Origin of the sequence: Nocardia sp. NPDC127579 (assembly GCF_042672005.1) — a bacterium.
Lineage (GTDB): Bacteria > Actinomycetota > Actinomycetes > Mycobacteriales > Mycobacteriaceae > Nocardia.
On sequence record NZ_JBHXVZ010000002.1, the window covers coordinates 293,956 to 313,552 of the forward strand.

Here is a 19,597-nt window from a genome sequence, read left to right on the forward strand (position 1 = left end):
GGAGTTCCGGTCCGACTTTATTGGGCCGCGGCGCGGACAGGTGTGCGGACACCGAACTTCAGCGCAGAACGACCATCCAGATGGCGATGTAGTGGGTGAGTGCGGCGAGCACGGTCGCGGCGTGGAAGAACTCGTGATGACCGAAGACGGCCGGCCACGGGTTGGGCCATTTGGTGGCGTAGAGGATGGCGCCGCCGCTGTAGATGAGGCCGCCGATGAGCAGCAGGATGAGCGGCGCGATGCCGATCTCGGTGTGCAGTTGCCCGGCGACCGGCACGATGGCCCAGCCGAGCAGCAGATACAGCGGGACGCCGACCCAGCGCGGCGCGGTCGGCCACAGGAGTTTGAGCGCGACGCCGGCCAGCGCGCCCGCCCACACCACGGTGAGCAGGATCCGTCCGGTGCGCCCGGGCAGGCCGAGCAGCGCGAACGGGGTGTAACTACCGGCGATGAACAGGAAGATCATCGAGTGATCGGCGCGTTTCATCTGGATGCGCTTGCGTACGGTCGGCCAGGTCACCCGGTGGTATACCGCGCTGACTCCGAACAGCAGGCAGACGGTGAGCCCGTAGATCAGGGTGGACCAGGCCGCGGTGGCGGACACGGTCGCGGCGTCGGCGACGAGCACGGCGCAGGCAATGGCGGCGATACCGGCCGCCCAGGTGTGGATCCAGCCCCGCATGCGCGGTTTGACCAGCGCCGCGCCGACGGCGCTCCCTACTTCGGTCACGAGCGATCTCCTAAGGGACTGGTGAGTAACCTACGGTACCGTAGGTTTGGTGGTGGTGCCAGTGCCCGCCGTCGTTGCCGGGATCGCGCCGGTGAGGCGTAGGGTTGGTCGCCGTGGAGTTTCCCAGTCGGGTGCGTGGCCTGCCCTACCGCATCTACGAGGCGCGGCTGTCCAAGCAGCTGGCCGGTAAACAACATCCCCGCCATGTCGCGGTCATGTGCGACGGTAACCGCCGCTGGGCCCGGGAGAACGGTTTCACCGATGTGAGCCACGGCCATCGGGTCGGCGCACTCAAGATCGCCGAACTGGTCGGCTGGTGCGCCGAGGTCGGCATCGAGATGGTGACCGTCTACCTGCTCTCCACCGAGAATCTGCAACGCGACCCCGAGGAGCTGGAAACGCTGTTCGAGGTGATCACCGACGTCGTCGAGGAACTGTCTGCGCCGGAACAGAATTGGAGCGTCCGCATCGTCGGCAGCCTCGAGGGATTCCCGGAGCTGATCGCCAAGCGGCTGCGCACGGCGGCCGAACGCACCGACGGGCGCGACGGGGTGCATGTCAATGTGGCCGTCGGATACGGCGGCCGGCAGGAGATCACCGACGCGGTGCGCAAGCTGGTGCGCCAGGAGATCGCGGCGGGGGAGCACGGCGAGGATCTGGTCCAGTCGATCACGGTGAACGCCATCGGCCAGCACCTCTACACCTCCGGGCAGCCGGATCCGGATCTGGTCATCCGGACCTCGGGTGAGCAGAGATTGTCCGGGTTCCTGCTCTGGCAGAGCGCGTACTCCGAGATCTGGTTCACCGAGGCCTACTGGCCGGAGTTCCGCCGGGTCGACTTCCTGCGCGCGCTGCGCGATTTCGCGGCGCGACACCGCCGCTTCGGCACCTGAGCCACGGCCGGCTCAGAGCTTCCGCAGGCGGATGCGGTTGATGGTGTGGTCGGCGTCCTTGCGCAGGACCAGAGTGGCCCGGGGGCGGGTGGGCAGGATGTTCTCGACCAGGTTGGGGCGGTTGGTGGAGTTCCAGATCTCCTTGGCGGCGGCGGTGGCCTGCTCGTCGGTGAAATTCGCGTAGTGGTGGAAGTGTGCCTTGGGATCGGCGAATCCGGTTTCGCGCAGTGCGAGAAACCTTTGGACATACCAATTCTCGATGTCCTCGATACGTGCGTCGACGTAGATGGAGAAGTCGAACAGATCCGAAACCATCAGGCGCGGACCGGTTTGCAGCACATTGAGGCCCTCGACGATGAGGATGTCGGGCTGGTGCACACAATGGAATTTGTCGGGCACGATGTTGTAGGAGATGTGCGAATACATGGGCGCGCACACCTCGGCCGCACCGGATTTCACCTCGGTGACGAAACGCAGCAGTTTGCGGCGGTCGTAGCTTTCCGGGAAACCTTTGCGATGCATGATGCCGCGGCGGGTCAATTCCTCGGTGGGATAGAGGAATCCGTCGGTGGTGACCAGGTCGACCCGCGGGTGGTGCTCCCAGCGGGCCAGTAGCGCTTGCAGGACGCGCGCGGTGGTCGACTTGCCGACGGCGACGCTGCCCGCGACGCCGATGACGAATGGAACCTGCTGATCGGGGTGTTTTTCGCCGAGAAAGGTGGCGGTCGCGGCGAACAGGCGCTGGCGGGCGGCCACCTGGAGGTGGATGAGTCGAGCGAGGGGGAGGTAGACCTCCGCGACCTCCTCGAGGTCGATTTGTTCGCCCAGGCCGCGCAGCCCGATCAGTTCTTCCTCGGTGAGCACCAGCGGAGTCGATTTGCGCAGTGTTCGCCACTGCTTGCGATCGAATTCCACGTAGGGGCTCGGCTCACTCATCCTCGCCATTTACTCGACGCCCTCGGTCGAGTAACACGCACTGGCGTCGGGACACTTCTGTGAGGTCCGGTCTAGCTGTCGCCGCATGGACGAATTGTGCTCTGCCGCACGAGAGTGTGAAACGGGGGGTGTGGCTACTGGCCGGTAACATCGGGTGGTCGCGGCCGTCAGCCATTAGGGTGGACGGCCATGGACGCGCATCCCCTTGTCACCGAATATCTGCGGCTCGGCCTGGCCTTCGATCGGCTCGAGGACGGCTTCGTCGACGCCTACACCGGTGACCCGGAACTGCGCCGCGAAGTCCAGAACGCCCCCGCGCCGGAACCACGTGCGCTGGCCCGGCGCGCGGCCGCGCTGCGCGCCGAACTGCCCGACGCGGGCCTGGCACCCGAACGCACCGAATTCCTGGATGTGCACCTGCGCGCGCTGGAGACCTCGGGTCGCAAGTTCGCCGGCGACGACATCGGCTTCGTCGACGAGGTCCGCGACTACTTCGACGTGGAGATCGCCCCGGGCGACACCGACGACTACCGCGAAGCGCACCGCCTGATGGACGAGGTGCTGCCCGGCGACGGCCCGTTGGCCGAGCGAATGCTGCACCATCGCCGTGCCGACGCGATCCCGCCCGCCCGCCTCCAGGTCTGCGTGGACGCGTTCTCCTCGGCACTGCGCGAACTGGTCCGCGATCGCTACCCGCTGCCCGACCACGAGCACGTCACCTACGAGGTGGTCGGCGACAAGCCGTGGTCCGGATTCAACTACTACCTGGGCAACTACCATTCGCGGGTCGCGATCAACTCCGATCTCGAGCAGCACATGGCGCACCTGCCGGCGCTGATCGCGCACGAGGCGTACCCGGGTCATCACACCGAGCACTGCCGCAAGGAGGCCGGACTGGTGGCGGCGGGCCAGGCCGAGCAGACGCTGTTCCTGGTCAACACCCCGCAGTGCCTGATGGCCGAGGGCCTGGCCGACCTGGCCCTGCGCTCGATCGTCGGACCGGGCTGGGGCAAGTGGGCGCAGGAGATCTACGCCGATCTGGGTCTGCGCTTCGACGGTGACCGCGCCGAACGCCTGTCCGTCGCGTCGGGCAAGCTGCTGGGCGTGCGCCAGGACGCGGCCCTGCTGCTGCACGATCGGCGCCGGGACGACACCGAGGTGGCGGAGTTCTTGCAGCGCTGGTCGCTGACGACACCGGAACGCGCGCGGCAGTCGCTGCGCTTCCTGTCCTCGCCGCTGTGGCGGGCCTACATCAGCACCTACGTGGAGGGCTACAAACTGCTCGGCGGCTGGCTGGATCAGGCGCCCGACGCCGAGGATCGCGCGGATCGCTTCCGGCGTCTGCTGGATGAGCCGCTGACACCGGGTGCGATCCGGCGCATGTGAATCACATGATGACGGCGCAGTTCCCGCCGGAGGAGATCGAGCACAGCAGCTGCGAGATCACCCGGAGCAGGCCGTCGATCGGGTTGGTGGGCACGGAGACCAGGTGCAACATGGTTCTTCCTTCGTCGTGGAACAGGACAACTAGCTACCCGGTGCACCGCTCGTCACACCTCGGTTCGTTACGCGCCGCACCGCCCCCAAAACGCGGGGCAGGGGTCTCCGGATAGGCTGAACGGACCGCGACTGGCGCACTCGAGGTGGAAGTAACCACCGGGAAGCCCCATCGCCCGCACCGCGCGCCTGGGTGCCGGGCCACCTTGGAGGTCGCCATGCAACAGAACCCCGTTCCAGTCGATGCGGACCAGGCCAATACACTCGGCGGCGTGACGCAGTCGACCGCCTCTGTCAATACCCAGTCTCTCGGTGAGCTCGATCCGGAGCTCGCCGCCGCCATGGCGGGCGAGCTCGCCCGCGAGCGCGACACGCTCGAGATGATCGCCTCGGAGAACTTCGTGCCGCGCGCGGTGCTGCAGGCGCAGGGCAGTGTGCTCACCAACAAGTACGCCGAGGGCTACCCGGGCCGCCGCTACTACGGCGGCTGCGAGCACGTCGATGTCGTCGAGACCTTGGCCCGCGACCGGGCCAAGGAACTCTTCGGGGCCGAGTTCGCCAATGTTCAGCCGCACTCGGGCGCGCAGGCCAACGCCGCGGTGCTGATGGCGCTGATGAGCCCCGGCGAGCGGCTGCTCGGCCTGGATCTCGCGCACGGCGGGCACCTGACCCACGGCATGCGCCTGAACTTCTCCGGCAAGCTGTACGAGGTGCACTCCTACGGGGTGAGCAAGGAAGACCACCGCGTCGACATGGACGAGGTGCGCAAGATCGCTCGCGAGTCGCGTCCGAAGGTGATCGTGGCCGGCTGGTCGGCCTACCCGCGGCACCAGGATTTCGCCGCGTTCCGCGAGATCGCCGACGAGGTCGGCGCCTACCTGTGGGTGGACATGGCGCACTTCGCCGGTCTGGTCGCCGCGGGTCTGCACCCGTCGCCGGTGCCCTACGCCGACGTGGTCTCCTCCACCGTGCACAAGACGCTGGGCGGCCCGCGCTCCGGCCTGATCCTGGCCAAGCAGGAATTCGCGAAGAAGCTGAACAGCGCGGTGTTCCCGGGCCAGCAGGGCGGCCCGCTCATGCACGCCATCGCCGCCAAGGCCGTCGCGTTCAAGATCGCCGCGGGCGCGGAGTTCCAGGACCGCCAGCAGCGCACGCTGTCCGGCGCCAAGATCCTGGCCGAGCGGCTGACCGGCGCCGACGTCAAGGACAAGGGCATCACCGTGCTCACCGGCGGCACCGACGTCCACCTGGTCCTGGTCGACCTGCGCAATTCGCAGCTCGACGGCCAGCAGGGCGAGGATCTGCTGCACGAGGTCGGAATCACGGTGAACCGCAACGCCGTTCCGTTCGACCCGCGGCCTCCGATGGTCACCTCCGGTCTGCGGATCGGCACCGCCGCGCTGGCCACCCGTGGTTTCGGTGATACCGAGTTCACCGAGGTCGCCGATATCATCGCCACCGCGCTGGCGGGCGGCTCGGATCTCGAGACCCTGCGCGGCCGAGTCACCAAGCTGGCCCAGAGCGTTCCGCTCTACCAGGGCCTGGAGGACTGGCGCCTGCTCGGCTGAGTTGCCCGGTATCTCGGCGTCCCCGGCACCTGAAAAGGGCGGGGACGCCGTCGTTTTCACTCCATGTGCGCGCGGGCGCGAATGATGGCCTCGTCCAGATAGCGGGTGATCCCGGCGCTGGTGGACGGGCGGATCATCAGCGCGCCGTTGGCCGGTGTCTCGCCGTAGCGCCCCTCGGCGGTATCGATCCAGCGCAGTTTTCCGGTGCGCAACGGTTCGGCATTGCGCGGACCGAGCAGCACGACCACCGTGCCCCGGGTCGTGCAGCGCTGCCGCCAGAACCGGCGATAGCTCTCGCGGGTGTCGACCGGCCCGTCCGGATCGGGCGTGAGATCGCCCAGCAGATAACTCTTCTCGGGTGCGGTGCCCGCCGGGGGATCGGGCAGCAGCCGGATCAGCTCGGTCGCCAGATGGTCACTTCGGCAGCGGCGTAACCGGACCTTGCCGCCGTCGGGCGCCGGGTTCTGCATGGCGATGACGCCGGTCCCGCTGCGGCTGGCGCAGCCGATGGCACGCATCTCCACGGCGGCGCCGTGTCGATGGTCGAGCCCGAACAGTTCGATGCGCCAATCGGGGCGGCCGAGGACGCGCAGTGCACGTTTGAGGTGCAGGTGCTCGTCCGCGTCCAGTTCGCGCCGGAAACGCCGCTGGTATTCCTGGTATTCGTGCATACCCGGGAAGCGGCTGGTGAACCGGAACGGGAAGGGCAGCCGGTCCAGGCCGGTGCCGAACCAGGCGGCGGCGAACTGTTCGGCGGTGAGCGTCCACTGCGGGATCGGCGCCATCAGTCGGTCCCGTGTACGGGCGGGACGGGCTTCTCGGTGTCGCCGATCAGCTTTTTGGTGTGTTCCTGGGAACGCTTGCTCTTGGCGCGGTGCTCGCCGTCTTCCTCGCGCCGGACCCGGGCCCGTGCGACCACGCCCGCGAAGCCCGCGGCGCCGGGCGCCGCGACCTTGGCGGCCACGGGAGCCGCTGTGGCCGGGGCGTTCTGGGGCACCGGTTGCAGCGGCACGGGTGTGCCCTGGCGCGGCGGATTCGCTCCGTTCGGCGGTGGGCCGGGGTTGTTCGAGACCGGTGGATTCGAGCTGCCGCCGGGTTGGGGTGCCGACGTGCCCGGTGCCGACGGGCCAGGAGCCGAAGGGCCCGGGGCGGAGGGATCCGGGATCACCGCCGGAGCCGGGATCGGGCTGGACTGCGGCGCGATGACGGTGGTCGGCGCGTAGACCGACGCCGGAATGGTGCCGACCGGATTCTGCGAAAGGGATTGCGGTGTGGTGCTTTCCGGTTCGCCGTCGGTCGGGTTCGGGCTCTCCCCGGTGGGAGCCGTGGGCGCTGTGGGAGGCGTCGGAGCGGCCGCTGCCGCCGGGGCCGGCTCCTCCGGTTGCCCCTGGTCGCTGGGCTGTGCGTCCTCGGCGGGTTTCCCGGATTCGGCGGGGTCGGTGTCGGACGGTTTCGCTCCGTTGGAGATGAGGTTGTCCGTATTCGGTTGCACCACAGGTGAATCCGGTACCGGTCCGGTGTTCGCAGCCGGATCGATCGGCGCTGGAAGCGTCGGGATCTGCGGCGCTGTCGCCCCGTAGGGCTGGATGTAGTAGGTGTACATATCGTCGCGGGCCTGCTCCTCCTGGGAGTTGCGGGCCGCGGGCTCGGTGGAGCTCGACGACGAATCGGTCACCGCGGGGATCGCCGCCTGGAACTTCGTCGCCGCACCGGCCGCCGCGGACAGCGGGCCGGACTGCTGGGCCAGCGCTTCCCCGAGTTCACCTACCCGCGTGGTGAATTCGCGGATACCGCGCACCGCGGCAGTCGCCGCCGCGCCTTCCCACCGCTGGTCGATGGCCTGTTGTAAGGCGGTCTCGAACGCGTCGCCCGCCGTGGTCACCGCGGCGGCGATGGCCGCCCAGGCCGTGAACGCGGCTTCGAGCCCGCCCGGATTCATCCGATCGGCGGCCTGTTTGATCTCGGCGTGCGAAAAGTTCTGCGCGTTCTCGGGATTGGTGATCGCCCTGCCGTCGGTAGGTCTCATGGATCGCTCCCTGGTGGTGCCCGGTGGCGGATGTGAGCCGTTCGACCATATAGACGCACGCCACCCCCTGTCGGTTCCATCGAAACACAGCCGATCGCCCCGGACCAGAGCTGCGTTCCGATCATCGGGTCCGGGTTAGCTCCGGATAGTCGCGCAGATCGATGTCGTTGGCGGCGTTGTCGCCGATCTTGGCCATGAGCGCGAACAGCCGGCCGCTGACGAACCAGTTGCGCATCCGGATGCCGCGAGCGGTGCGCGGGGCGAGTAATTTCCCCGCGTTGGCGTTGCCCGCGATCTTGGCGTAGCGGCGCATGATCTCGTCGTATCGCGCGTAGGCCACGGCATGGTCGCTGTCGGCCAGGGCCAGCTCGCCGGCCAGAACATACGCGCCGACCACAGCCAGTCCGGTGCCGAAACCGCCCAGGGTGTTGCCGTAGGCCGAGTCGCCGACCAGCGCGACCCGCCCCTTGGTGTAGCCGCGCATCCGCACCTGACTCAGCGAATCGAGGTAGAAGTCCTCGAATCCGGGCAGCTCGGCCAGCATGCGCGGTACTTCCCAGCCCAGTCCGGCGAACCGCTCGGCGACGATGCGGCGCTGCGCGTCGAGATCGCCACGGTCGTAGTCGAGTTCCGGCGCGGAGAACATGTACATCTGCTGTGCTTTGGCGCCGCCGCTGATCGCGAGCCGCCCCGGTGCGTTGAATCCATGCGAGGTGCGGCGTTCGCGCGGCCCATCCTGCCACGGGCTCGCGCCCGCCACGCAGTAGTAGTGGCCCAGGTGCCGGACGTAGTCGGCTTCCGGTCCGAACGCCAGTCGCCGTACCCGCGAATGGATTCCGTCGGCGCCGATGACCAGGTCGAAGGTGCGGGGTGCGCCGTGCTCGAATTCCACCTGCACGCCGTCCGTGGTCTCGGTGAGCGCGGCGATGGCGTCGCCGAAGCGGTAGTCGCAGGTGGTGCTGGTGCGGTCGTAGAGGATCCGGGCCAGGTCGCCGCGCAGGATCTCCACGTCGCCGCCGGTGAAGTCGCCGGAGATGAATCCGATGCGCTTGCCGTCGGTGTCGACGAACACGGTGTCGGTAGTGCCGGTGCGACGTTCCTGGATCGCTTCCCAGATGCCCATGCGCTCGAGCACGGTGCGGTGCGTGGCGCCTTTGAAGTCGACCGCCTGGCCGCCTGGCCGCAGCTCCGGCGCGCGTTCGACGACGGTGACGTCGAAGCCGTAGTGGGTGAGCCAGTAGGCCAGGGCGGGCCCCGCGATGGAGGCGCCGGAGATGAGAACGGACTGGTTACGCATGGTTTCTCCTCGCACAAGAATAGTGTCCGATGGAATCTGTTTCCGATGGACACGAATTAGAGTATGGTAGACACAGTTGTCCGTCAAGACGGTTACCGAAAGGATCGGCACATGCCCGCACCGACCACCGTCGAACTGCTGTGGGGGATGCCGCAGCGGCCCAGGCGCGGACCCAAACCGGCGCTCACATTGACCGGCATCGTCGCCGAGGCGATCGCCCTGGCCGACGCCGAAGGACTCGCCAACCTGTCCATGCAGCGGCTGGCCGAACGGCTCGGCTACACGAAGATGTCGCTGTACCGGTACGTGCCCGGCAAGGAACAGCTGACCGCGCTCATGCTCGACACCGCCATCGGCGCGCCGCCGGAACCGCGCGGGTCGCAGCCGGGTTCGGCTCCGGCCTGGCGAAACGCCCTGCGGCACTGGGCCATGACCATCTATCAGCGCTACCGCGCACACCCGTGGACGCTGGAACTCGTCGCCGGGGTGCGGCCGATGGGGCCGAACGAGCTGGGCTGGCTGGAGGTCGCGCTGGTCGCACTGGACGGCACCGGGCTGACCGGACCGGAACGACTCGACACCGTCGTCCTGCTCAACGGCCACGCGCGCGGCCTGGCCCAGCAGACCGGCACCGGCGGCGAGCTGGCGGCGCAGGTCGCCGAACAGTTCACCCTGATGATGACGGCCGCTGGCGATGGCTATCCGGCGGTGCGGGCGGCCTTCGCCGAGGAGGCCGCCGCGACCGGCGACGGCTCACCGTTCACCGACAACCGCGGTGACGCATTGGAATTCGGCATCGAGCGGATTCTGGACGGCGTCGCCGTGCTCGTCGCCGAGCGCGGCGACGCGATCACCGGCGAATAGCCGGGCCCGGATTCAGGAGTGCCGGGACAGGTACTCGAGATAGAACGGCCGCAGCTGCTCGGCCAGATCGCCCTCGCCCGCGTGCACGTAGTCGTGCAGCAGCGCGGCGGTGTTGTTGACATCGACCTCGGCCTCGCCCTGCTCGCCCGCCTCGGCCGCGGCGGCCGGAATCCGGGTGAGCAGCTGCCACAGGAATTTCACATCTCCGTGGCGCACCGCGAGCTTGACCGCCGCGTCGTGCAGCTCCTTCGACGACAGGTTCTCGAATTCCTCGTTACCGGCCATACCAGCGACTCTAGCCCGGGATCCGGTCTCGGTTAACGAAAGATTCACGGACACGCCTTCACTTCCCCGAGCGCAGACCGGGTGGTCGGCGGTAGCGTCGATGGTGCGGGCCGCGTCGGTGTGGTTCGTACGGGAGGTCCTGACCGTGACTGAGCAATTCAGTGCGAGAGGGCCGGCGCCCGGCCCTCGTGGCAGTTGACGAAAGTCGAACGCCATCAGGACCGGCCGGTCCAGCGAGATCGTCCGCGCGCGGGTGCCGCACGGACACAAAGGAGCCCACCGTGACTGCTGCACGCTCCGTTTCCGCTCCCTCGGCGTCGAATCCCTCCGGGCCGAATTCATCCGGGAATGCCGCCGCTGTCCCTTCAGACACCAAGGGGGCTTCGCTCTCCCAGAAAACCTTTGTCATCGACACCTCGGTCCTGCTGTCGGATCCCTGGGCGTTCACCAGGTTCGGCGACAACGACGTGGTGCTCCCGCTGGTTGTGATCAGCGAACTCGAAGGCAAACGCCACCACCACGAACTGGGCTGGTTCGCGCGGGAAGCCCTGCGCAACCTGGATGATCTGCGGCTGCGCCACGGCCGGCTGGATCAGCAGGTGCCGATCGGCACCGAGGGCGGAACGCTGCAGGTGGAACTCAACCACACCGACCCCGCGGTACTGCCCGTCGGATTCCGCACCGACACCAATGATTCCCGCATCCTGGCCTGCGCGCTCAATCTCGCCTCCGAGGGCCGCACGGTGGTGCTGGTGTCCAAGGACATTCCGTTGCGCGTCAAAGCCAGCGCGGTGGGCTTGCACGCCGACGAATACCACGCCCAGGATGTGGTGACCTCCGGCTGGTCCGGCATGGTCGAGATCGACGTGGCCAAGGAGCAGGTCGACCAGCTCTACGCCGAGGCCGTGCTCGATCTGGACGAGGCCCGGGAGCTGCCCTGCCACACCGGCATCCGGCTGCTCGGGACGAGCTCGAGCGCGCTGGGCCGGGTCACCCCGGACAAGCGCGTGCAGCTGGTCCGCGATCGGGAGGCGTTCGGCTTGCACGGCCGCTCCGCCGAACAGCGGATCGCCCTGGATCTGCTGCTGGACGAGAGCGTCGGCATCGTCTCGCTGGGCGGCCGGGCCGGTACCGGTAAGTCGGCGCTGGCGCTGACGGCGGGCCTGGAGGCGGTGCTGGAGCGCCGCACCCAGCGCAAGGTGGTGGTCTTCCGTCCGCTGTATGCGGTCGGCGGCCAGGATCTGGGCTACCTGCCCGGATCCGAGAGCGAGAAGATGGGGCCCTGGGCGCAGGCGGTTTTCGACACGCTCGACGGACTGGCCAGCCGTGAGGTGCTCGAGGAGGTGCTCTCCCGCGACATGCTGGAGGTCTTGCCGCTCACCCACATCCGCGGTCGCTCGCTGCACGACTCCTTCGTGATCGTGGACGAGGCGCAGTCCCTGGAGCGCAATGTGCTGCTCACGGTGCTGAGCCGGCTGGGAACGGGGTCGCGGGTGGTGCTCACCCACGATGTGGCCCAGCGCGACAATCTGCGGGTGGGCCGGCACGACGGCGTCGCGGCGGTGATCGAGAAGCTCAAGGGGCATCCGCTGTTCGCGCACGTCACCCTGACCCGCAGTGAGCGCTCGCCGATCGCGGCGCTCGTCACCGAGATGCTGGAGGAATACGGTCCGAGCGCGTAGCTCGTAATCCGGCACGATCCGGCGGGTCCAGCGCGGATTCGCCGGATCGTTGCCGTTCGGCGGCACGGTCTTCGGAGGTCCCCGCCCACCGGCGGCGTTCAGCGGCTAGGTTGTGCTGGTGCAGAATCACTTGACCGACCGCGAGTTGCTCGAAGCCCTGGCTGGCGAGGTGGAACTCGAGCTTCACCGGCATATCGAACGTGCCGATGGCTGGCAGCCGCACGACTACGTGCCGTTCGACGATGGCCGCAACTTCGGCTTTCTGGGCGGAAGCGATTGGGAGCCGGAGCAATCCGAGCTCAGTGAGATCGCCAAGCTGGCCCTGACGGTGAGCGTGCTCATCGCCGACAATCTGCCCTCGTATCACCGCGAGATCGGTAAGTACCTGCGCACCGGTGCGTGGTGGCGGTGGGTCGGCCGGTGGACCGCCGAGGAGAACCGGCATGAAATCATGCTGCGTAATTACCTGATGGTGACTCGGGCAGTGGATCCGGTCGATCTGGAACGTCAGCGTATGGCGCATATGACGAATGGATTCCGGCGTCCCGCATTGCATTTGCTCGATGTGCTGGCTACTTGCGCATTCGAGGAAGCGGCGTCGGCCGTGCGGCATCGCAATATCGCGGCGCTTCAGGAGAATCCGATGGTTACCGCGATGGCCGAGCGGATCGCGATCGATGACGAATTGCAGGCGGAATTCTTCGCGCACCTGGTGGACGCCGCGTTCGCGCACGCGCCCGATCAGGCGATGCGCGCCATCGCCGACCGGGTGGCGGCGTTCGAGGTGCCCAGGGTGACCCTGCCGGACGGCCGGACCAGTGACGAGCTGCTGGCCGAGGCCGGTATCTACGATCCGGCCCGGCAGCCCGAGCTGGTGTTCGGGCCGCTGCTGCGGCGGTGGAATGTCTTCGAGCGGACCGATCTGGGCGAAGCGGGCGAGCAGGCGCGGGCCGAGCTGGAATCCCTGCGCGCCGAAGCGGCCGCCTAGAAAGGCTATTTTCGACTTTTTTGTGGATTGGGTGAAACGCAGCCGGAGTTGCTGCCGATTAGCTCAATAACGTTGCAAACCGCAGCGGACCCCAAGAAAGGTGAAGACCATGGTGCTCGATATTGTTAGCTGGTTCCTCGATCATGGTGTCGACGTTTTTGGTTGGGCGCGAGATCTGTTCGGTGTCTGAGTATCGGGCATTCGAATTCCCCCGACGGCAGTAGCCGCCGGGGGAATTCGATTGTGTGAATTGATTATTTATCGTCGACCCGCGCCATGGACAATACGTCCAGGCGGCGATCCAGCTCTTGTTCGCTGAGCTTCTCGCCGATCAGGCCGCGATCGATCACCGTCTGCCGGATCGTCTTCTGCTCCTTCAGTGCCTGTTTGGCCACCGCCGCCGCCTCCTCGTACCCGATCGCCGAGTTCAGGGGAGTGACGATGGACGGCGACGACTCGGCCAGCGTGCGCAGCCGCTCCTCGTTCGCGACCAGCCCGCGCACACACTTGTCGGCGAACAGCCGTGACACATTGGCCAGTAGCCGGATCGACTCCAGCACATTGCGCGCCATCACCGGAATATAGACATTCAGCTCGAACGCGCCGCTCGCGCCGGAGAACGCCACCGCCGCGTCATTGCCGATCACCTGCGCGGCCACCTGCGTCACCGCCTCGGGCAATACCGGATTCACCTTGCCCGGCATGATCGAACTGCCCGGCTGCAGATCCGGCAGCTGCAATTCGCCCAGGCCGGTGAGCGGGCCGGAACCCATCCAGCGGATATCGTTGGCGATCTTGGTGAGACTGACCGCGATGGTGCGCAGCGCACCGGACAACTCCACCAGGCCATCGCGGGCGGCCTGTGCCTCGAAATGATCCTGCGCCTCGGTCAACGCGTCGATGCCGGTCGAACGCACCAGCTCCGCGACCACTTTCGCGCCGAAACCGGCGGGCGCGTTCAAACCGGTCCCGACCGCCGTGCCGCCGATCGGCAGCTCGCCCAGCCGGGGCAGGGTGGCCATCAGCCGCTCCATCCCGGCCGCGACCTGACGGGTATAGCCGCCGAACTCCTGACCGAGCGTGACCGGCACCGCGTCCATCAGATGCGTGCGACCCGACTTCACCACGGTGCGCCACAGCTCGGACTTGTCCAGCAGCGCCAACCGCAGATGCTCCAGCGCCGGAACGAGATCGGTGATCACCGCCTCCGTCGCCGCCAGATGCGTCGCGGTGGGGAAGGTGTCGTTCGACGACTGCGACATATTCACGTCGTCGTTCGGATGCACCCGCACCCCGGCCGCTTCGGCGAGGGAGGCGATCACCTCGTTCGCGTTCATGTTCGAGCTGGTGCCGGAACCGGTCTGGAACACATCGATCGGGAACTGGTCGTCGTGCGCGCCGGCCGCGATCTGCTCGGCGGCCGCCACGATCGCGGCGGCCTTGGCCGGGTCGAGCAGGCCCAGATCCCGGTTCACCGTGGCACACGCGGCCTTCAGCAGCCCGAGCGCCCGGATCTGCGCACGCTCCAACCCGCGGCCGCTGATCGGGAAGTTGTCCACGGCCCGCTGGGTCTGCGCCCGCCACAGGGCGTGCACGGGGACCTGGACTTCCCCCATCGTGTCGTGCTCGATGCGAAACTTTTCCTCGGTCATGGCTCGACCATAGGCCGCGAGCGAGGCCCTGTGGGCTGCCACGCCTGAGGTCATTCGCACATCCGGCGCGGGGAATAACCTCAGGAGGAGAAGAGCATCTTCCCGAAGGCCTTGTGGCGGCCGTGATGGCCGTGGCCGTACCCACCGTGGTGCGGCGCGGGCGCGCCCCAGCCCGGAGCGCCGCCGTGCGGCGGCGGGGGCGGCGGGGCCGCGTAACCGGATTCGAGCCGGGTCAGGTTCTCCAGCTCGCCGTAGTCCAGGAAGATCCCCCGGCAGTTACCGCACTGTTCGATATGAACACCGCTGCGATTGTAGGTCTGCATCAGACCATGGCATTTCGGACACTGCATACCGGCGACGGTACCGGAAGCATGCGCGGATCACGATGTCATCGGCCACGCGGAGATCCGAGAACAGGTGTCCACCAAGGCTTTGTCGATGTCGTCGAGCGGGCGACCGGCCGCGCCGGCCGCGACGATCGCCAAGGCGGCGGCCTGGATCACCACGGCCCGAGCGGGCAGATCCAAGGCGGGCCACGGGTCACCGGCGGCGGGCACCGCCGGGCCGTCCGCAATCCGGTAGGCGTTCAGAAAACGTTCCCACGCAATGGGTTCCAGTATCCCGGCCGCGTAGAAGGCGGCTGGACGGGACAGATCCCAGGCCGGATCTCCGACGCCGACATCATCGATGTCGACCAGACGCCAGGGGTTTCCGGTTCGATCCGGCAGACGGATGAGCTGACCGAGATGGAAATCGCCGTGCACCAATCGACGTCGGGCGGACGGTGCCGCGACTTCTCCCGAAGCTGTCGCTGCCGACCGGCGCGAGGCGAGTTCGGAAGGCGCCGTGGCGATCTCCGGTAGCTCCGCGCAGAGTCCGGCGTGCGCGTGCCGCACGGCGGCGGCGGCCGCGCCGTCCACGCTGTCGCCCGCGGCCACGAGTCGGTGCATCGCGCGCCGCACTCGGGCCGGACCGCCGGCGGATGGCAACGGATCCAGCTGCCGCACAGCACAATTGAATCGGTGCGGGGGCGGGATCGGCAGCGCGTGCAGGCGTGCGAGCAAGGTGGCGGCTTCCGCCCAGGGTGCCGCGTTCGGGTCATCCGGGTCGACCGTGTCACCGAACGGCCACACGGTGATCAAGCGATCGCGGTGACGGCGCACGGTTGCTCCGGTATGTGGTTCCGCGAGAATCGGACGCAGCCACGGATGACAGGTGAAGCGCAGCCGGACCAGTAGTGCGGCCTCGACGGTCTCGGGCGAATGCGCCTTGGCCACACGGTTTCCGACCCGGACCACCGTCGCGTCCGCGCGGTCCGCCAGCAGTTGCGGCGCGCCGGCCCCGCCTGCCGCTGCCACCAACTCCGCAACCAACGCGGAATCGCCGTACCGTAACCCCATCGACTCCACACGCCGAGTATCGCTCAACGGCGGGTTGCCGGCCCTACCGGAGCTTGGAGCGCATCCCCGATCCAGCTACCCGCGCCAGGTCGAATGCCGACGTCCGAAATCGGTGGCCCGCACCATCGCGCGCTGCGCGGTTCAGGTTGGCCCGGTGCGGGCAACGAAAAGGCGCGCAGGCCGGTTGCCTGCGCGCCTCTGTTCGCAGTCGGTCAGGGCATCGGCGGAGCCGCGTCCTCGTCGCCGTCGAAATCGACCGAGCTGTACTCACGCAGCTTGGTCAGGCGGTGGTACGAGTCGATCATGCGGACCGTGCCCGACTTGGAGCGCATGACGATGGACTGGGTGGACGCGCCGCCGCCGAAGTAGCGGACACCGCGCAGCAGGTCACCGTCGGTGACACCGGTGGCGCAGAAGAAGACGTTCTCGCCCGACACCAGATCCTCGGTGGACAGAATGCGGTCCAGGTCGTGGCCGGCCGCCAGGGCCTTCTCGCGCTCGGCGTCGTCCTTGGGCGCGAGGCGGGCCTGCAGCGCGCCGCCCATGCAGCGCATGGCGGCCGCGGCGATGATGCCCTCGGGCGTGCCGCCGATACCGATCAGCATGTCGACACCGGAATCGGGGCGGGCGGTGGCGATGGCGCCGGCCACGTCACCGTCGGAGATGAGGCGGATGCGCGCGCCTGCCTCGCGGACCTCGCGGATGTGGCGCTCGTGCCGCGGCCGATCCAGCACACACACCGTGAGATCGGACACCGAGGAGCCCTTGGCCTTGGCCACGCGGCGCAGGTTCTCCGCGATCGGGGCCGACAGATCGATCACCTCGGCGGCGTCCGGGCCGACCGCGATCTTCTCCATGTAGAACACGGCCGACGGGTCGAACATGGCGCCGCGCTCGGCGACCGCCAGCACGGCGATGGCGCCCGGCGAACCCTTGGACATCAGGGTGGTGCCGTCGATCGGGTCGACCGCGAAGTCCAGCTCCGGCCCGGTGCCGTCGCCGACCAGCTCGCCGTTGTAGAGCATGGGCGCTTCGTCCTTCTCGCCCTCACCGATCACCACGATGCCGCGCATGGAGACGGTCGCGACCAGCTGGCGCATCGCGTCCACGGCGGCGCCGTCGCCACCCTCCTTGTCGCCGCGGCCGACCCAGCGGCCCGCGGCCATCGCCCCCGCCTCGGTCACTCGGACCAGTTCGAGCGCAAGGTTGCGGTCCGGTGCCTCGCGGCGGCTGGTGGGCGAAGATGCCGTCATGGCGGGGTGCCTCCCTCGGGTAGTGCGTACCGGACGATTGTCTCATTACGTGGGCGGGCCTCGTGCCACCCCTGCTCGGCAGTGGGCGTACCGGCGTGGATACTGGGGACGTGTCCTACCAAAAGCCACGCATTCTGCTCAACTACAAGGATCTGTTCCTCTCCCTGATCCCGTTGGTGCTGATCGCCGTGGTTTTTGCCGGACTGGCCAGCCAGTGCAGTTTCGCGGCCAACGGCCCGACGCAGGGCGCCATCCCGCATTTCGACATCGACGCGGCCCTCGCCGCCGACGCGAAGACCCTCCAGTTCCCGATCCGCAAGCCGGCCGTACCCGCCGACTGGACCCCGAACTCGGGCAGCCGCGCCGCCATCGCGGGCGCGGGCGGGGGCGCGGTCAGCACCGTGGGCTATATCACCCATCAGGGCACCTACATGCAGCTGACCCAGACCGACGCCTCCGAGGAGGCCCTGGCCCGCTTCGTGCTCGGCTCCCGCTACGCCAGCGGCACCCAGCAGATCGGCCGGCAGAGCTGGACCGTCTACGCCGAGCCCACCGAGGAAACCGCCTGGATCGCCGACCTCGACGGGGTCCGGATCCTGATCAAGGGCGCGGGCAACGAAGGCGCGTTCAAGACGCTCGCCGAAGCCGTCGGCGCGGCCCAGCCGCTTACCCGCTGACGGTGTCGATCGGGCACCGGGGCGATCAGGCCTCTTCGGCGGCTTCCGAACGGGAGATCGCGTTTTCGACGCGGCGGCGGGCGCCTGCCAGGTGTTCTTCGCAGCGATTCGCCAGCGCTTCGCCGCGCTCCCACAGGGTCAGTGACTCGTCGAGGTCCAGGCCGCCCTGTTCCAGCATCTTCACGACATTGACCAGTTCGTCGCGGGCGCGCTCGTAGCCGAAGCTCGCGATCTCGGCATTGGCGTCGGTGCCGCTGTCGGCCACGGTCATTCCCTCTCCCTCGTATCGGTCGTGCGGGCGCCCAGCGCCTGGGCGCCGAGCGCGGCCGCGGTCACGGCGCCGTCGGCGACCCGGACACGCAGCTGACTGCCCGCGGGCGCGTCCTCGATGCTGCGGACGACATGGCGTTCGGAGCCGGTCACCCGCTGGACGACAGCGTAGCCACGCGACAGGGTCGCGGCCGGGCCCACCGCGGTGAGTTTCTCGCGCAGGTGCCGGGCGGCGGTGGACTCGGTGCGGAGCAACTGTTCCGCGCTGCGCCGCGCGGAGACCCGCAGCCGTTCGACTTCCTCTGTGCGCCGGTCGATTTCACGCAGCGGCGCGGCCAGCACCGGGCGGGTGCGCAGCTGCGCCAGTGCGCGGGCCTCGCGCTCCACCCAGCCGCGCAACGCCGCGGCCGAGCGGGCGCGCAGCTCGCGCACGCCCGCGGTCTCGGCCGCCGCGTCGGGCACCACGCGCTTGGCGGCGTCGGTCGGCGTCGCGGCGCGCACGTCGGCGACGTAATCGCTGAGCGGGTTGTCCGGTTCGTGCCCGATGGCGCTGACGATCGGGGTGGTGGCGGCGACGATGGCGCGGCACAGCGCCTCGTCGGAGTAGGCGAGCAGATCCTCGACACTGCCGCCGCCGCGGGCCAGCACGATCACCTCGACCGCCGGGTCGCGATCGAGTTCGGCCAGGGCGGTGAGTATCTGCGGCACCGCGAGCGGACCTTGGGTCGCCGTATTGCGGATATCGAAATGTACTGCGGGCCACCGATTTTGCGCGACCGTCAGCACATCTCGCTCGGCCGCGCTGGCCCGGCCGGTGATCAGGCCGACGGTCTTGGGCAGAAAGGGCAGCGGACGTTTGAGGCGCGGATCGAACAGGCCCTCCGCCGACAGCAGGGCCTTCAACCGTTCGATCCGGGCCAGCAGTTCACCGACTCCGACCGGGCGAATCTCGAGTACCCGCAACGAGATGGTGCCCCGGCCGGTGAAGAAGGAAAGCTTGCCGTAGACCACGACCCGCGTGCCCTCCTGTAGCGGCACAGGCGATTTCCGGATGAGTTCGGGATCGCAGGTCACCGACAGGGACATGTCGACCGACGGGTCGCGCAGCACCAGGAACGCGGTGCGGGTGCCGGGCCGCAGATTGATCTGGGTGATCTGCCCCTCGACCCAGATGCTGCCCAGCCGATCGATCCACTGCGACACCTTCATCGACACCGAGCGCACCGGCCACGGCGCCTCAGCGGAATTCGCGGGCGGATCGGCGGAAGTCATACAGCTAGATATACGCGGCGCCCCCGACCAACTCGCGCGCCGGGCAGGCGCGACGCCTCTTTAGCGCCTGCCCGACGCGCCCGCCCCGAGGAAGTCTTCCGATCGGCCCGGCCCTGTCCCAGGGAGTCCTACCGAGACCCAGCCCTGTTCGGAGGGAGCCGTCCGACCGACGCGCTCTGTCCGTGGAAAGCCTTACGACCGACGCGCTCTGTCCGTGGAAAGCCTTACGACCGACGCGCTCTGTCTGTGTGAAGTCTTCCGATCGGCCCAGCTCCGTCCGGAGGGAGTCTTGCGGCCGATCCGGCTT

19 protein-coding genes are annotated in these 19,597 nt (G+C 68.3%); 7 read left to right on the forward strand and 12 right to left on the reverse strand.

Annotation, left to right across the window (positions count from 1 at the left end):
- Positions 1-58: 58 nt before the first annotated feature.
- On the reverse strand, positions 59-730 hold the full coding sequence (locus tag ACFVMC_RS08930; protein ID WP_379208343.1) for a hemolysin III family protein: 672 nt from the start codon (positions 728-730) through the stop codon (positions 59-61).
- A 104-nt stretch (positions 731-834) separates the two neighbouring features.
- Between ACFVMC_RS08930 and ACFVMC_RS08935 the strand changes: the two genes are divergently transcribed.
- The gene (locus ACFVMC_RS08935; protein ID WP_379208345.1) at positions 835-1,623 is read left to right on the forward strand and encodes an isoprenyl transferase; all 789 of its coding nucleotides are present in this window, start codon (positions 835-837) and stop codon (positions 1,621-1,623) included.
- Between the two features lie 12 nt (positions 1,624-1,635).
- Here ACFVMC_RS08935 and coaA read toward each other — a convergent pair whose 3' ends face one another.
- Positions 1,636-2,568 carry a type I pantothenate kinase gene (coaA, locus tag ACFVMC_RS08940; protein ID WP_379208346.1) on the reverse strand — a complete coding sequence of 311 codons (933 nt, stop codon included), beginning with the start codon at positions 2,566-2,568 and terminating at the stop codon, positions 1,636-1,638.
- 180 nt (positions 2,569-2,748) lie between these two features.
- Between coaA and ACFVMC_RS08945 the strand changes: the two genes are divergently transcribed.
- Together ACFVMC_RS08945 and glyA are read left to right on the forward strand one after the other, a co-directional pair.
- Entirely contained in the window at positions 2,749-3,945 is a 1,197-nt protein-coding gene (locus tag ACFVMC_RS08945; protein WP_379208348.1) for a DUF885 domain-containing protein, read from the forward strand.
- A 383-nt stretch (positions 3,946-4,328) separates the two neighbouring features.
- The gene (glyA, locus tag ACFVMC_RS08950) at positions 4,329-5,624 is read left to right on the forward strand and encodes a serine hydroxymethyltransferase (RefSeq protein ID WP_379208350.1); all 1,296 of its coding nucleotides are present in this window, start codon (positions 4,329-4,331) and stop codon (positions 5,622-5,624) included.
- A gap of 56 nt (positions 5,625-5,680) precedes the next feature.
- Here the strand turns inward: glyA and ACFVMC_RS08955 are convergent, their stop codons facing one another.
- From ACFVMC_RS08955 to ACFVMC_RS08965, 3 genes are all read right to left on the reverse strand, one after another.
- Entirely contained in the window at positions 5,681-6,409 is a 729-nt protein-coding gene (locus tag ACFVMC_RS08955; RefSeq protein WP_379208352.1) for an ESX secretion-associated protein EspG, read from the reverse strand.
- Positions 6,409-7,650, reverse strand: a complete 1,242-nt coding sequence (locus ACFVMC_RS08960; protein WP_379208354.1) for a hypothetical protein — start codon at positions 7,648-7,650, stop codon at positions 6,409-6,411. The genes ACFVMC_RS08955 and ACFVMC_RS08960 overlap by 1 nt, the downstream gene beginning before the upstream one ends.
- A 121-nt stretch (positions 7,651-7,771) precedes the next feature.
- A complete protein-coding gene (locus ACFVMC_RS08965; protein WP_379208356.1) occupies positions 7,772-8,947 on the reverse strand; it encodes an FAD-dependent monooxygenase in 1,176 nt (391 codons plus the stop codon).
- 111 nt (positions 8,948-9,058) lie between these two features.
- On the opposite strand from ACFVMC_RS08965, the gene ACFVMC_RS08970 reads away from it, so the two are divergent.
- Positions 9,059-9,811, forward strand: a complete 753-nt coding sequence (locus tag ACFVMC_RS08970; RefSeq protein WP_379208358.1) for a TetR/AcrR family transcriptional regulator — start codon at positions 9,059-9,061, stop codon at positions 9,809-9,811.
- A gap of 12 nt (positions 9,812-9,823) precedes the next feature.
- Here ACFVMC_RS08970 and ACFVMC_RS08975 read toward each other — a convergent pair whose 3' ends face one another.
- Positions 9,824-10,096 (reverse strand): hypothetical protein, encoded by a 273-nt coding sequence (locus ACFVMC_RS08975; protein ID WP_379208360.1) that lies wholly within the window; start codon positions 10,094-10,096, stop codon positions 9,824-9,826.
- A 407-nt stretch (positions 10,097-10,503) separates the two neighbouring features.
- Between ACFVMC_RS08975 and ACFVMC_RS08980 the strand changes: the two genes are divergently transcribed.
- The gene (locus ACFVMC_RS08980) at positions 10,504-11,778 is read left to right on the forward strand and encodes a PhoH family protein (protein WP_379209471.1); all 1,275 of its coding nucleotides are present in this window, start codon (positions 10,504-10,506) and stop codon (positions 11,776-11,778) included.
- A gap of 118 nt (positions 11,779-11,896) precedes the next feature.
- A complete protein-coding gene (locus ACFVMC_RS08985) occupies positions 11,897-12,766 on the forward strand; it encodes an acyl-ACP desaturase (protein WP_379208362.1) in 870 nt (289 codons plus the stop codon).
- 254 nt (positions 12,767-13,020) lie between these two features.
- Here ACFVMC_RS08985 and ACFVMC_RS08990 read toward each other — a convergent pair whose 3' ends face one another.
- The 4 genes from ACFVMC_RS08990 to glpX all read right to left on the reverse strand — a co-directional run bounded on the left by ACFVMC_RS08990 (position 13,021) and on the right by glpX (position 17,071).
- Positions 13,021-14,418, reverse strand: coding sequence for a class II fumarate hydratase (locus ACFVMC_RS08990; protein WP_379208364.1), 1,398 nt, complete (start codon positions 14,416-14,418; stop codon positions 13,021-13,023).
- Positions 14,419-14,498: 80 nt separating this feature from the next.
- Positions 14,499-14,768, reverse strand: a complete 270-nt coding sequence (locus ACFVMC_RS08995; protein WP_379208365.1) for a zf-TFIIB domain-containing protein — start codon at positions 14,766-14,768, stop codon at positions 14,499-14,501.
- A gap of 30 nt (positions 14,769-14,798) precedes the next feature.
- Complete coding sequence (locus ACFVMC_RS09000) at positions 14,799-15,776, reverse strand: phosphotransferase family protein (protein ID WP_379208367.1); 978 nt, start codon at positions 15,774-15,776, stop codon at positions 14,799-14,801.
- Positions 15,777-16,030: 254 nt separating this feature from the next.
- A complete protein-coding gene (glpX, locus tag ACFVMC_RS09005; protein ID WP_379208369.1) occupies positions 16,031-17,071 on the reverse strand; it encodes a class II fructose-bisphosphatase in 1,041 nt (346 codons plus the stop codon).
- A 110-nt stretch (positions 17,072-17,181) separates the two neighbouring features.
- Here glpX and ACFVMC_RS09010 point away from each other — a divergent pair, with 110 nt between their 5' ends.
- A complete protein-coding gene (locus ACFVMC_RS09010; RefSeq protein WP_379208371.1) occupies positions 17,182-17,748 on the forward strand; it encodes a DUF4245 domain-containing protein in 567 nt (188 codons plus the stop codon).
- Between the two features lie 25 nt (positions 17,749-17,773).
- Here the strand turns inward: ACFVMC_RS09010 and ACFVMC_RS09015 are convergent, their stop codons facing one another.
- Together ACFVMC_RS09015 and xseA are read right to left on the reverse strand one after the other, a co-directional pair.
- Complete coding sequence (locus ACFVMC_RS09015) at positions 17,774-18,019, reverse strand: exodeoxyribonuclease VII small subunit (RefSeq protein WP_379208373.1); 246 nt, start codon at positions 18,017-18,019, stop codon at positions 17,774-17,776.
- Positions 18,016-19,290 (reverse strand): exodeoxyribonuclease VII large subunit, encoded by a 1,275-nt coding sequence (gene xseA, locus ACFVMC_RS09020; RefSeq protein ID WP_379208375.1) that lies wholly within the window; start codon positions 19,288-19,290, stop codon positions 18,016-18,018. Before xseA ends, ACFVMC_RS09015 begins: the two co-directional genes overlap by 4 nt.
- Between the last annotated feature and the right edge of the window lie 307 nt (positions 19,291-19,597).